Origin of the sequence: Porphyrobacter sp. TH134 (assembly GCF_002855495.1) — a bacterium.
Classification (GTDB): domain Bacteria; phylum Pseudomonadota; class Alphaproteobacteria; order Sphingomonadales; family Sphingomonadaceae; genus Erythrobacter.
This window is the reverse complement of sequence record NZ_PKRO01000005.1, coordinates 43845-57116: the sequence shown is the minus strand read 5'-3', so window position 1 is coordinate 57116 and position 13272 is coordinate 43845. Positions and strand designations below refer to the sequence as shown.

The window sequence follows — 13272 nt, the reverse complement described above, 5'->3', positions numbered from 1 at the left end:
AACCAGCGCTCTAGGCCGCAGAATGTGCGAGCAACGCTGCTTTCGCCGCCGCCAGTGCATCGGCCGCCTTGGCGCCGTCTGGCCCGCCGCCCTGCGCCATGTCAGCCCGGCCGCCGCCGCCCTTGCCGCCCAGCGCCTCCACGCCGGCGCGCACCAGATCGACCGCGCTGAACCGCGAAGTCAGATCATCCGTTACAGCCGCAGCAATGCTCGCCTTGCCATCATTGACCGCGATAATCGTCGCCACGCCGGATCCCATCCGCTGCTTGGCTGCATCGAGCAGCGGTCGCAGTTCCTTGGGATCAAGCCCTTCGAGCACCTGTCCGCTGAACGTGACACCAGCCACAATTTCATCAGCCGAAGCGGCCGACCCGCCTGCGCCGCCACCGCCAAGTGCCAGCGCCTTCTTCGCCTCGGCCAGCTCCTTTTCCAACCGCTTGCGTTCGTCCAGAAGCGCAGCCAGGCGGGCCGGCACGTCTTCCGGGGTTGCACGGATTACGCTTGCCGCTGACTTCAACGCCTCTTCGCGCGCGACCAGCCATGCGCGAGCGGCTTCACCGGTCAGCGCCTCGATCCGGCGAATGCCCGAAGACACCGCGCTTTCCGACACGATCCGGAATATCCCGATATCGCCCGTCGCCCGCACATGGGTACCGCCGCACAGTTCGACCGAGTAGCTGCGCCCTTCCTTGCCCGACCGGCCCATCGCCAGCACGCGCACTTCGTCGCCGTATTTCTCGCCGAACAGGGCCAATGCGCCTGCCGCCACCGCATCATCGGGGGTCATCAACCGTGTGCTGACAGCCTCATTGGCGCGGATTTCGGCGTTCACTTCGGCCTCGATGGCCGCGATATCATCCGGCGTGAGCGCGACCGGGTGCGAGAAATCGAAGCGCAGCCGCTCTTCGGCGACCATGCTGCCCTTTTGCGTGACATGCCCGCCGAGGCGGTTGCGCAGCGCCGCGTGGACGAGGTGGGTTGCCGAATGGTTGGCGCGGATCCGGTCACGGCGATCGGTATCGACCTTCAGTTCCACCGTATCGCCAACCGCAATCTGGCCCCCTTCAATCCGGGTATTGTGCGCATGCAGGCGGCCGAGCGGCTTGGCCGTATCGGTAACGGTGGCCTTGAGCCCGGCAGGGTTGGTCATTGTGCCAGCATCACCGGTTTGTCCGCCGCTCTCGCCATAGAACGGCGTCTGATTGGTGAGGATGACGACATCTTCACCGGCCTGCGCGCTGGCGACTTCAACCCCGCCCTTGACGATAGCGACCACCCGGCCTTCACCGCTTGTTGCAGCATAGCCGGTAAACTCGCTGGCGCCTTCGCGCTCGGCAATGTCGAACCAGACTTCGCCCGATGCCGCATCGCCGCTGCCTTTCCACGCAGCGCGTGCAGCGGCCTTTTGCCGCGCCATCGCCGTGTCGAACCCAGCGCGGTCAACCCCGATGTCGCGGGCGCGCAAGGCATCTTCGGTCAGGTCATAGGGGAAGCCGAAAGTGTCATAGAGACGGAATGCAATTTCACCATCAAGCTGGCCGCCGCTGGTGAGGTCAACGGTGGCTTCATCAAGCAGTTTCAGCCCCTTGTCGAGCGTGCGGCGGAACTGCGTTTCTTCACGTTCTAGCACTTCGGCAATCAACGCCTGCCCGCGGACAAGCTCGGGATAGGCCTGGCCCATTTCGGTGACGAGCGCCGGTACAAGCCGGTGCATCAACGGCTCGGATGCGCCCAGAAGGTGGGCATGGCGCATGGCGCGGCGCATGATCCGGCGCAGCACATAGCCGCGCCCTTCATTGGAGGGGAGGACGCCATCGGCCATCAGGAAGCTGGTCGAACGCAGGTGATCCGCAATGACGCGGTGGCTGGCAGCCGTCTCGCCCTGTGCGGCCACCCCCGTCAACGATTCCGAGGCCGAAATCAGGGCCTTGAAGGTGTCGGTGTCGTAATTGTCGTGGACGCCTTGCAGCACCGCCGCAACGCGCTCGATCCCCATGCCGGTGTCGATCGAAGGCTTGGGCAGGTCGCTGCGCGTGCCATCAACCTGCTGTTCGTATTGCATAAAGACGAGATTCCAGATCTCGACAAAACGGTCCCCATCCTCGTCCGGGCTGCCGGGAGGGCCGCCGAAGATATGATCGCCGTGATCGTAGAAGATCTCCGAACACGGGCCGCAGGGGCCAGTATCGCCCATCGACCAGAAGTTATCGGAGGTCGCGATGCGGATGATCCGGTCGTCGGGCAGGCCGGCGATCTTGCGCCACAGGGCGTGGGCTTCGTCATCGGTGTGGTAGACCGTGACGGTGAGCTTGTCCGCCGGTAGCCCCCATTCGCGCGTCAACAGGGTCCAGGCATGTTCGATCGCCTGTTCCTTGAAGTAATCGCCGAAGGAAAAATTCCCAAGCATTTCAAAGAAAGTGTGGTGGCGCGCAGTGTAGCCGACATTGTCGAGGTCATTATGCTTACCGCCTGCCCGAACGCATTTTTGCGAAGAGGCTGCGCGCGGCGAGGCGGGCGTTTCCAGCCCGGTGAACACGTTCTTGAACGGCACCATCCCGGCGTTGACGAACATCAACGTTGGGTCATTGTAGGGCACCAGCGGCGCCGAAGGCGTGGCGGCGTGGCCATTCCTGCTGAAATAGTCGAGGAAAGAGCGGCGGATGTCGTTCGTCGATGTCATGGCGGTGCAGTTAGGCAAAGCGCGGGGATTTCGCAATGGAATGCGCAAAATCGCGGCGTCAAACGGGGGGCTGGATGGGGCCAAGACCACGGCAAGGCTGGTCACGACGGGGCCTGGAACGGTTTGGCAGGGGCACGCTTCAGCTTGAAACCGGCAGCGAAAAGCCGGCCACTACCCGAATGAGGGAAGCGTGGCCGGCTTCACGGTTTTCCGGGCAAGGAGCGCAACGCCCCCTGTTGCCCGCTTGAGGATCAGTCGTCGGAGTCCGCGTCCGGCCCCACCATCATTTCCTCGGCGACCTTGTCAGTGCGGCTGCGGATCGCAGCTTCCAACCGGTCGCAAACCTCAGGGTGTTCGCGCAGGTATGTCTTGGCATTTTCGCGGCCCTGCCCGATCCGGATCGAATCATAGGAAAACCAGCTGCCCGACTTTTCCACCAGGCCTGCCTTGACGCCCAGATCGATGATCTCGCCAATCTTGGAGATGCCTTCGCCATACATGATGTCGAATTCCACCTGCTTGAACGGCGGGGCGACCTTGTTCTTGACCACCTTTACCCGGGTCGCGTTGCCGGTGATTTCGTCGCGGTCCTTGATCTGCCCCGTGCGGCGGATGTCGAGCCGGACGCTGGCATAGAACTTCAGCGCATTGCCGCCGGTGGTGGTCTCCGGATTTCCGTACATCACCCCGATCTTCATGCGCAGCTGGTTGATGAAGATCACCATGCAGCGCGAACGGCTGATCGAACCGGTCAGCTTGCGCAAGCTCTGGCTCATCAAGCGGGCCTGAAGACCGACGTGCGAATCGCCCATCTCGCCTTCGATTTCCGCGCGCGGCACCAGCGCCGCGACCGAGTCGACCACCAGCACATCAATCGCGTTTGAACGCACCAGCGTATCGACAATCTCCAGCGCCTGTTCGCCGGTATCGGGCTGCGACACGATCAGCTCGTCAATATCGACGCCCAGTTTTTTGGCATAGACCGGATCAAGCGCGTGTTCTGCATCGACGAAGGCGGCAGTGCCCCCGGTCTTTTGCGCTTCGGCAATAACATGCAGCGCCAGCGTGGTCTTGCCCGAGCTTTCCGGGCCATAAACCTCAATCACCCGGCCGCGCGGCAGGCCGCCGATGCCAAGCGCAATATCCAGACCCAGCGACCCGGTCGAAATGGCTTCGACCTGCATCGTTTCCTTCGAGCCCAGCTTCATCGCCGAACCCTTCCCAAACGCACGGTCGATCTGAGCGAGCGCGGCTTCGAGCGCCTTTTGACGGTCCACGGCTTTCTTGTCCTCTTCCACCAGCTTCAATTGCGTAGCCATCGCATGCGCTCCTTCACTTGCCTAGGGGCGATTGCGAAGTATCGACAATCAAGCCCTTGGACACGCTTGTATCGCATTTGTTCTATTGGAACAAGTGGGGAACGAAAATTTCCTACAGCAGGGCCAATGGCCTAGGGCACTGCCGGACGAAGCTGCCAATCGATGCTGCGCTCGCTATTGGCAGGCAGGGTCAGTTCGGCGGTCTGATAGCCGTTCTTGACCACCACCTTGTGGCCCGGAAAGCGGATGTCCGATTGCCCGGCATATCCCACACGCAGCCGCATGGTCACAGGATGCGGATTGGCATTGCTGAACACCGCGCGCATTTTGGTCCATCGGCGCGGGGCCGTGGCAGCGCCATCGGCACTGATCGCGCCGCAGCGCGCAAATACCTGCGCGCTTTGCCCCAGTTCCAGCTCGATTTCCTGCCCGCTGGCATAGTCGCGCAAATTGGCCGTCGCGGCCAGCACGTCGCCGCGCGGTGACGGTTCGTAGAGGGTCATGGTGCCTTGCGGCAGCGCCATGCCAAGACCGCGCCGTTGTTCGTTTTTGGTCACCAGCAGCAGGCCCGCCGGCACGGGCTGAGCGTCAATGGCATCGAAGCGTCCCGCCGGATCGCATCCCGCCTGATAGAGATACCGCGCCTTGACCGCAGGCTGATTGAGAAAGGCGACCTGTTTCATCCCGCTGGCCGCCACATCCACCCGGCCGGGCACACGGAACAGCTTGAGATCGCCAAGATTTTCTTCCGCAGCGGTTACCACGGCGCTTTCGGCCCGCATGCGTGCGCCGGTCACTACCACGGCTTCGGCTGCCATCATCGGCGCTGGCGCATACATCGGCGGTGGCGGCGGGGGAGGCGGCGGAGGCGGATAGCCGACCGGCGATCCGGCGGCTGTGCTGCCAATCGGGTAGCAGGTCAGCCGCAAGGGATCGGCGCGCGGCGGATCGGCAAGCCCTTCGTAATCACTGGTCACGTTCAGCTTGCCCGCAACAATCTGGAGCCGCGCATCATCAAAGCTCTGCGCGTTGTCATTGACGAGGGTGAGCCAGCTCAGCAGGCTGAGGCCGAATTCCCCCGCCCCGCCCTGCTGCGCCAGCCGCGCGACATAATTGGCCTGCCAGTCAAACCCCCACGCCAGATAGGTCAGCGTCACATCATAAGTGCCGCCGGTATCCGAGCGCGTGTCGACTGAGAACACCGGACTGGCCGACAGGCCGGCAGGGATGCGGCTGAATGACAGGGTTTCGGGCAGACCGGCACAGCGCACAGCTTCGAACCCCGCATCGCTTTGCAAGATCAGTCCGCCATCGGCGCGGGTGCGAATGATCGCCTGCTGGCTGGTGACAGCGCCGGTGGCCGGGTTGGTGCGGGTGATCGTGACCCGGTTGCCCAGCGTGCCGTCCACCAGCGCGGCCGGCGAAAGCAGCTGGGTATTGCGGTTCTTTTCGATCGTGCCGCCCGGCAGGCCCGTAACAATGGCGGAGATCCCGATCATACCTTCAGCCACCCCGACAAAGCGGATGGTCGTCTCGCCAGGCGGCAGGGTTACGCGCCGGGTTTCGCTGATCATCGCGAAGCCTTGCGGGTTGTCACGGGCCAGCGGCGCGTCCGGGGCGCGGTCGGGATCGCGGTAGATCGTAACCGACAGGTCGGACGGCGCCGCCGCATCGACCACCTCGCGCGCGGCCAGCGGCGGGGCGGCGACGCCTGCCAGCATGGCGACAAGCGCAAGGATCGGTCGGCCCACGATTGCGGAGCGCATCGCCCCGCCCCTCAATACCGGGTTTCGTAGGTGACGCGGATCACCCGCTCGCCCGATGCCGGGACGGGGACGACATATTGACGCCGGTCGGCGTTGGCCTGCGTGCCGACGATGTCTTCGGCGGTGACGCGGGTGTCATTGCCCCACCAGCCGCGGCTGAGGCCGGTTTGGGCCAGCTCGACATCGATCGGGGCGGCCTTGGCGTTGGTGAGCGTGTAGCGCATGGTGGTGCGGTAGAATGTCTTGGGCCGATCAATCTCGACTTCGCTGACCTGCCGCCCCCCTTCAAACACGCGGTAACGCGCGCTGCGTTCCCATTCGGCGGCGGTGATCATCTCGCGCTTTTCGACTTCGGCCTTGATAGTGATGTCGAAGGCTTCGCCAGTCACCAGCGAAAGCTCGCTGCCCATCGGGGTGTGGCCGATCCCGTTTTCGCCGATGAACTGCGGCGTGCCTTCGCGGTCGCGCTGATAGAACCGCACCGTGCCTGCCGGAAGCGCATCGCCCAGGCTCGATCCGCGCGCGGTGGAAAAGGCGAGACGGCTTTCGGCATTACGGGGTTCCTCGTCGTTCTGCTCCCAGCCGATGGTCGCCGAATAGACCTTGCGCGCTGGCACGGCCTGCACATCGAGAAAGCTGACCTGCTTGGTCTGGGCATTGGCGACCGTGGTGCGACCGCTGATGGGATAGAGGTAGAAATCGCCCAGCCGCTCGCGGCCCGCGGTTTCGGTTCCGGCGCGGGTCATGCCGCGCTCGTTATAGCCATAGCCGTTGCCCCCGCCATTTTGGCCAGCAGCGGGATTGCCAGCGACCAGCACAGTGTCGGCGTTGTGGAAGGTGGTGCCGGTCGTGTTGGTCAGCGTCACCCAGCCCTGCATGTCGATGGTGCCGGCAGCCTCGTTATAGAGTGCGACGTAATCGGCGCTCCAGCCCAGCCCTCTGGTGAGATAGCGCAGCGAGACGGGACGGGTGCCTGCGCGGGTGGAGGCGAGATTGACCGACAGCGTGGGCCGCGCGCGCAGACTTGGCGGCACCTGGTCAAAGATCACCCGCACCGGCAGGCCATCATCGCGCAGCACCTCGATCCGGTCGCCAATCTGGATCACGACGCCGCCGGCGGTGGACAGCACCGTCGCTCGCTCGCGCGTTTCAGTGCCGGTGGCAGGATTGGTGCGCAGCAAGGTCACAGTCTGGCCGACCGCCTTTTCCATCAGCTTGGACGGGGTAAGCAGATCGTAATCAAAGTTCTGTTCGGCAATCGTGGTGTTGGCCGCTGCAAAGCTGAGCGTTTCGGGCTGGATCTGGGCCGAAACGTCGGGAAACTCCACCCGGCTAGCGCCGTTTGCAATCGCGATCTGGCGGACATCCTGCACCAGCGCGAGGTTGTTGTTGTAGATCGTGAGCGCCACCTCGCCCTGTGCCGTTTGAGGTGCGGTTTGGGATGCCGTTTCGGGCGCGGGTTGCGCAGCGGCGCTGGCGGCCAGCACAGCGGCGGCCGATACTCCGCCAGCGATTCGAATTGCGCGCAGTTGCATCCCATTCCCCTCGTAACCTTCTCCGGGCCGAGGATGAACGACTTGGCGGCTTTATCCAAGGTGAATGGAGCACTGCCCCGCTGCTGGCGCGCTAGGCTCCGGCGCCTTGCTTCGCACCTTCGAGCGCCCGCGCCTCGCGCAGCACCGCGCCGACCTTGTCGCCGATGGACGCCACACTGAACGGCTTGGCGATGAAGTGCATGTCGGCAATGTCGATGTCACGGCGCAGCTGTTCTTCGGCATAGCCCGACATGAACAGCACCGGCATGCCGGGTAACCGGGCGCGAATCGCCCGTACCATCGCCGGGCCATCCATGCCGGGCATCACCACGTCAGACACGACAATATCGAATTGCGCCTTGCCTTCGGTGATCGCCGCGAGGCCTTCTTCACCATTGGCGCAGGCGGTGACTTCATATCCCGCCCGCACCAGCGCGCGTTCGGCCACGGTGCGCACCATATCCTCGTCCTCGACCAGCAGCACCTTGCCCCCCGCCGACCAGTCGGACGACACCAGCGGCGGTGCTTCGCGCTTCTTGGGCGCCTCGCCGCGATGGACGGGGAAATAGACGGTGAAGCGCGCCCCGGTAGGGTGCCCTGCCTTATCGGTGATGTTGTCGGCAAAGATGAACCCGCCCGATTGCTTGACGATCCCGTAAGCGGTCGACAGGCCGAGCCCGGTGCCCTTGCCCTGCTCCTTGGTGGTGAAGAACGGTTCGAACAGCTTCGGTAGCACGTGGGGCGGAATGCCGCCGCCGGTGTCCTGCACGATCAGCACGGTGTAATCGGCTGCTGGCAATACCTCAGACCCCAGCTGGATCACCTGCTTGGCCTGCAACGTGCGCGTGTAGAGCGAGATGCGTCCTTGCCCGTTACCGCGTGACTGGATCGCGTCGCGCGCATTGACGGCCAGGTTCATGATGACCTGTTCCAGCTGCTGCGGATCGGCCCGCACTGCGCCCAGATTGCGGTCGTGCTGGACGTAATACGTGATTTTCTCGCCCAGCAGCCGCTTAATGAGAGGACTGACTTCACTGATGACGTCAGGCAGCTGGATAATCTCGGGCCGCAGGGTCTGCTGGCGCGAAAAGGCGAGCAATTGCCGCGTCAGCGAGGCAGCGCGGTTGGAATTGGCACGGATCTGCTGAATGTCATCATAATCGCTGTCGCCCGGGATATGGCGCAGCAGCATCAGATCGCAGGTGCCGATGATCGCGGTCAGCACATTGTTGAAATCATGCGCGACCCCGCCCGCCAGCTGGCCCACGGCCTGCATCTTGGTGGCTTGGGCAACCTGACGGCGCAGCTGGTTTTCCTGAGAGGTATCAGCCAGCGACAACAGCACCGCGGCCTCGCCCAGCCCGCGCACACCGGCTAGGCCGAGGCTGACCGGCTCCTCCGGACTGCCCACCAGCCGAACCGTCACATCGCCGCTGGTCGACGGCCCGCGCCCGTGGCGGCGCACCGCATCGGACATGGCCGCCTTGTCTTCGCGCACCACCAGATCGGTCGGGAACTGCGGCAGACCGCGTCCTTCACGCGCAACGCTGCGCAGGAACGCCTCGTTGCCGAACAGGAAGCGCCCGTCGCGGTCAGTCATGGCGAGGCCCAGCGGCAGCTGCGCCAGCAGCGCATCCAGTTGCGCCACACCCGCTTGCGCTGCACCGTCGAAACCGCTGCCGATACCGACACCCGAATCTATCAGCAGCATCAAGGATGTCGCCTCGTCCGGTCCAGCGGCCGTGACGCGCTCCTCCGGGTCGACCAGCGGGATATCCACCAACGTCTGCGGCGTCCCGCCGCGCCCCTCGCGGGCAAAGAAAATCCGGTCCCGCTCATCAGAGCGCAGGAAGCTTACAAAATCCTGCCCCATCAAGGTCGCGCGTTCATCACCGGCCGCCCGCTCGGCAAACCCGGCGCTGACAGCGCGGATCACGCCATCGGCTGTGGTGATTGCAGTCTCGATCCCCGCCCGGCTCAGCATCTTGCCAAACGGCCCGGCAAGGTCGAGCGCGCTCAGATCATCCCCGCGTGCGCGCGCTATCGGCTTCAAGCGCCAGATCAGATGATCGTCGCCGCGCCCTGCCCGCGTAGCCGAGACCTGCCAGCGGGTTTCATCAAGCGCTTCGATGTCATCCAGCGATGCCATCCCGTCGCGCCAGGCGTTGCGCGCCAGCAAACCCGCCGCCTCTTGCCCTGCCCGCCCGAGCGGCAGGGCCGGCGGGGCGGCCCCGGCGCCAAAACTGTCGAGGAAAAATACATTGGCACAGACCATGCGATTGGCGCGGTCGGTGATGGCGATCGCTTCGCCTGCACGCTCAATCGCGGCGACTGTGACGCTCCAATCCGGTGCGGCCAGCACCTGCCCTTCCGGCGCGGTACGCGTACGGTCGAGCATCACGATGCCGCCCAGCAGCACGCCCGTTGCCAGCAGAAAAGCCAGCGCCACCAGCCAGCTTCCCGTGGCGACAAACAGCACCGCCGCGCTTGCCACCAGCGCCCCGCCCAGCAGCAGCAACAGATTTACCGGCGGCGCCTCGACCACGCGGCCGGCATTGGCGATGAGGCCGGACAATTTCGGATCGGGGCCAGTGCGGCGAGACAAGCGGGCGGGCTCCTGTGAGTCAGAATTGGCAAGCAGTGCGAGCCATGCCTCCTACTGCGTGCCGAGCCGCTGGTCGAGCCGCGCTTCCATCACCTTCAACCGTCTGGCCCGCTTACGAGACACCACAGCGCGCCAGACCCAGCCGGACAGCACATATCCGATCACCGGCGTGGCAAATGACAGCACCAGATAGCCCACCACAGTGGCGCCTGCGACCTCATAGGCATCGGTCAAAAAGGCCCAGGTTCCGGAATTGACCTTGGTCGCCGCCATCGCCGGGACGCTGGCATCAACCCGCAGCGCGAATTCGCCGATCTTGTAAGCGATCGCCATCCAGAAGGGCAGCGTGAAGGGGTTTGTGACAAACGTCATCAAGGCCGCCAAAGGCACGTTGGCGCGGGTTGGCAGCGCGAGAAAGGCCGACAGGAAAATCTGCCCGATGGGGATGATAAAGGCCGCGAACAGCCCCAGCGCAACCCCGCGCGGCACCGAGCGGCGGGTAAACCGCCATAGTTCCGGCGACAGAAAACGGTGAGCGATCGGGGCGAGATATTTGTTCTCGGCCATCTCTTCACGCGTGGGTGTGTTTTTGCGGATCAGGTCCATCGCCCAGGTCTTCGACCGGGCTGAAATCGTCGGCTTAGGAGGTTTGGGCGCCATGCTCATGCACGGGCGCCTTGCCACGGCAGGGGGGCGTCAGAAACGCGAAAGTTCAGACGGGCGAACATGGTGTGTGTCCATATGGGTAGCATGCCAGTGCTGACCAGTAGGTGAATCGGCCCCTGCGTGACTATTTTTGACAGAGCGCAGCAGCCAAGCGTCAGGATCGGTCCCTGAGAATGCGTGCCTTGTCACGCTTCCAGTCGCGGTCCTTGATGGTGGCGCGCTTGTCGTGGGTCTGCTTGCCCTTCGCGAGCGCGAGTTCGACCTTCGCCCGGCCGGTGCGGTTGAAATAGACCATCAGCGGCACCAACGTCATGCCCTTGCGTTCGACCGCCCCGACGAACTTTTCGATCTCGCGCTCATGCAGAAGCAGTTTGCGCGGACGGCGCGGTTCGTGGTTCAGGCGGTTACCGTGGCTGTATTCGGGAATATTGGCATTGATGAGCCAGACCTGCCCGTCCTTCACCTCGGCATAGCTTTCGGCAATGCTGGCCTCGCCCGCGCGCAACGCCTTCACTTCGGTGCCCTGCAAGGCGAGGCCCGCTTCAAAAGTGTCTTCGATAAAGTAATCGAACCGCGCACGGCGGTTTTCGGCGACGATCTTGGTCTTGTCGAAGGTGATGGGTTTGGGGCGTGCCATGGGACGCGCGATGTAGGTGTGCGGGACGCAAAAAGCGAGGCCCTTTGCGCTTTGCGCGCTTGCAGGTTATCGCTTGGCGCTCGCAGCACGGGGGCGTGGCCGCATGAACAATCCTGAACCCTTCATCATCGCCGGGCAAAGTATCGACCCTGGCACCATGCGCGATGTCGCCTTGCCGATCACCACGATGGCAACCGGCACGGCATCGTCGCTGGCAGTGCGCGTGCTGCACGGCGCGCAGGCTGGCCCGGCGGTGTTTGTCAGCGCCGCCATTCACGGGGACGAGATCATCGGCACGGCGGTGATCCAGCGGCTGGCACAATCGCTCCGGCCAGAGGCGCTGGCGGGGACGGTGCTGCTGGTACCGGTCGCCAATATTTTCGGTTTCCTTAGCCGGTCGCGTTACCTGCCGGACCGGCGCGACTTGAACCGCAGCTTCCCCGGCAGCGCAGGCGGATCGCTGGCCGGGCAGATCGCGCATATCTTTTACCGCGAAGTGGTGGCGCGTTGCACGCTTGGCATCGATATCCACTCGGCCGCGATCCATCGCTACAACCTCCCGCAAATCCGCATCGCTGCGGGCGACAAACGCCTGACCGAACTGGCGATGGCGTTCGGGGCGCCGGTCATCATCGAAAGCCCCCTGCGCGATGGATCCTTGCGTGATCTCGCTCAGAAACAGGGCGTTGCCATGCTGCTGCTTGAAGCCGGCGAGGCCCTGCGGTTCGACCGCTTGTCGATCGAAACCGGGGTCGAGGGGGTCGAGCGGGTGCTTGCGCATCTGGGGATGATCGCGGCGGATGACGGCCTGCGTAACGTGGGCATTCCGGCCCGCGCCAACCGGTCGATATGGGTCCGGTCCCCGCGCGGCGGCGTGGCAGCTATGGTGCGCTACTCGGGCGATCCGGTGCGGCAAGGCGAAGTGCTGGCGCGGGTGGCCGGATTGTTCGGTGAAGACCCCGAAGACGTGGTCAGCCCGATTGACGGAATCATCATCGGCCACGCGACCCTGCCCGTGGTGCATCAGGGCGACGCCCTGTTTCACATTGCCGCAATCGACCATCCCGAACGGATCGGCGCGCAAATCGATTCGATCACCGAAGCGATTCTGGCTAGCGAGCCGCAAGGCAATGCCGAGCGGCTGCTGGACGAGGACGAGGTGGTCTAGGCTCCGATCACACCCGCGCTCACCAGCGCTTCATCAACCGCGCGCTTCGCCTCGTCCGAACACTCCACCAGCGGCAGGCGCACCTCGGGTTCGATCCAGTCATGCACGCGGGCAAGCGCATATTTCACCGGTGCAGGGCTGGCGTCCGAGAACATCGCGTAATGCAGCGGAAACAGGCGGTCATTCAGCTGGCGCGCTTTCTGCAATTCGTTTGCCGCAATCGCCGCGTGGAATTCGGCGCATAGCTTGGGCGCGACATTCGCCGTCACCGAAATGCACCCGCGCCCGCCCGCCGCCGCGTGCGGCAGCCACAGCTCGTCATTGCCCGACAATTGGCAAAATTCGCGCCCGATCCCCATGCGGTGATCGGCCACCCGGGATAGATCGCCCGAAGCGTCCTTGATGGCGATGATGCGGTCGGGATACTTTCTCACCAGCTCCACCACCGTATCATCAAGAATGTCGGTCACAGTGCGCGCAGGCACGTTGTACAGCACGATCGGCAGGTCGCAGTTTTCGGCGAGATAGCTGAAATGGGCGATCAGCCCGCGCTGGCTCGGGCGGTTGTAATAAGGCGCGACGCACAGGCCCGCCGCCGCTCCGGCTTTTTTGGCAAAAGTCATGTGAAGCTGCGCGTTGCGCGTGTCGTTCGACCCGCAGCCCGCAATCACTGGCACGCGGCCCGCCGCCTGCTCGATGCACACCTCGATGACCCGGTGATGCTCGGCATTGGAGAGCGTGGACGCCTCCCCCGTCGTGCCGCAGGGCACCAGTGCGGCGCTGCCATTTTCAATCTGCCAGTCGACCAGCCGGCGAAAGCCCGCCTCGTCAAACGTTCCACCCCGGAAAGGAGTCACCAGAGCGGGTATCGATCCGCTGAACATTGCCTTTGTCTC

Annotated in this window: 9 protein-coding genes; 1 reads left to right on the top strand and 8 read right to left on the bottom strand. The window is 64.2% G+C overall.

What is annotated here, in order from left to right:
• Positions 1-10 precede the first annotated feature (10 nt).
• The 7 genes from alaS to smpB form a co-directional block, all read right to left on the bottom strand.
• A complete protein-coding gene (gene alaS / locus C0V72_RS03785) occupies positions 11-2680 on the bottom strand; it encodes an alanine--tRNA ligase (RefSeq protein ID WP_101791893.1) in 2670 nt (889 codons plus the stop codon).
• 251 nt (positions 2681-2931) lie between these two features.
• Positions 2932-3999 carry a recombinase RecA gene (gene recA / locus C0V72_RS03780; RefSeq protein WP_101791892.1) on the bottom strand — a complete coding sequence of 356 codons (1068 nt, stop codon included), beginning with the start codon at positions 3997-3999 and terminating at the stop codon, positions 2932-2934.
• Positions 4000-4130: 131 nt separating this feature from the next.
• Positions 4131-5765 carry a DUF4139 domain-containing protein gene (locus C0V72_RS03775; RefSeq protein WP_101791891.1) on the bottom strand — a complete coding sequence of 545 codons (1635 nt, stop codon included), beginning with the start codon at positions 5763-5765 and terminating at the stop codon, positions 4131-4133.
• Between the two features lie 11 nt (positions 5766-5776).
• On the bottom strand, positions 5777-7300 hold the full coding sequence (locus C0V72_RS03770; RefSeq protein ID WP_172438898.1) for a DUF4139 domain-containing protein: 1524 nt from the start codon (positions 7298-7300) through the stop codon (positions 5777-5779).
• A 91-nt stretch (positions 7301-7391) separates the two neighbouring features.
• Positions 7392-9809, bottom strand: coding sequence for a response regulator (locus tag C0V72_RS03765; protein ID WP_101791972.1), 2418 nt, complete (start codon positions 9807-9809; stop codon positions 7392-7394).
• Positions 9810-9956: 147 nt separating this feature from the next.
• On the bottom strand, positions 9957-10565 hold the full coding sequence (locus tag C0V72_RS03760) for a DUF2062 domain-containing protein (RefSeq protein ID WP_324761512.1): 609 nt from the start codon (positions 10563-10565) through the stop codon (positions 9957-9959).
• A 160-nt stretch (positions 10566-10725) separates the two neighbouring features.
• The gene (gene smpB, locus C0V72_RS03755; RefSeq protein WP_101791889.1) at positions 10726-11208 is read right to left on the bottom strand and encodes an SsrA-binding protein SmpB; all 483 of its coding nucleotides are present in this window, start codon (positions 11206-11208) and stop codon (positions 10726-10728) included.
• Positions 11209-11311: 103 nt separating this feature from the next.
• Between smpB and C0V72_RS03750 the strand changes: the two genes are divergently transcribed.
• The gene (locus C0V72_RS03750; RefSeq protein ID WP_101791888.1) at positions 11312-12376 is read left to right on the top strand and encodes a succinylglutamate desuccinylase/aspartoacylase family protein; all 1065 of its coding nucleotides are present in this window, start codon (positions 11312-11314) and stop codon (positions 12374-12376) included.
• Here C0V72_RS03750 and dapA read toward each other — a convergent pair.
• On the bottom strand, positions 12373-13260 hold the full coding sequence (dapA, locus tag C0V72_RS03745) for a 4-hydroxy-tetrahydrodipicolinate synthase (RefSeq protein ID WP_101791887.1): 888 nt from the start codon (positions 13258-13260) through the stop codon (positions 12373-12375). The two genes, C0V72_RS03750 and dapA, sit on opposite strands and share 4 nt — an antisense overlap.
• Between the last annotated feature and the right edge of the window lie 12 nt (positions 13261-13272).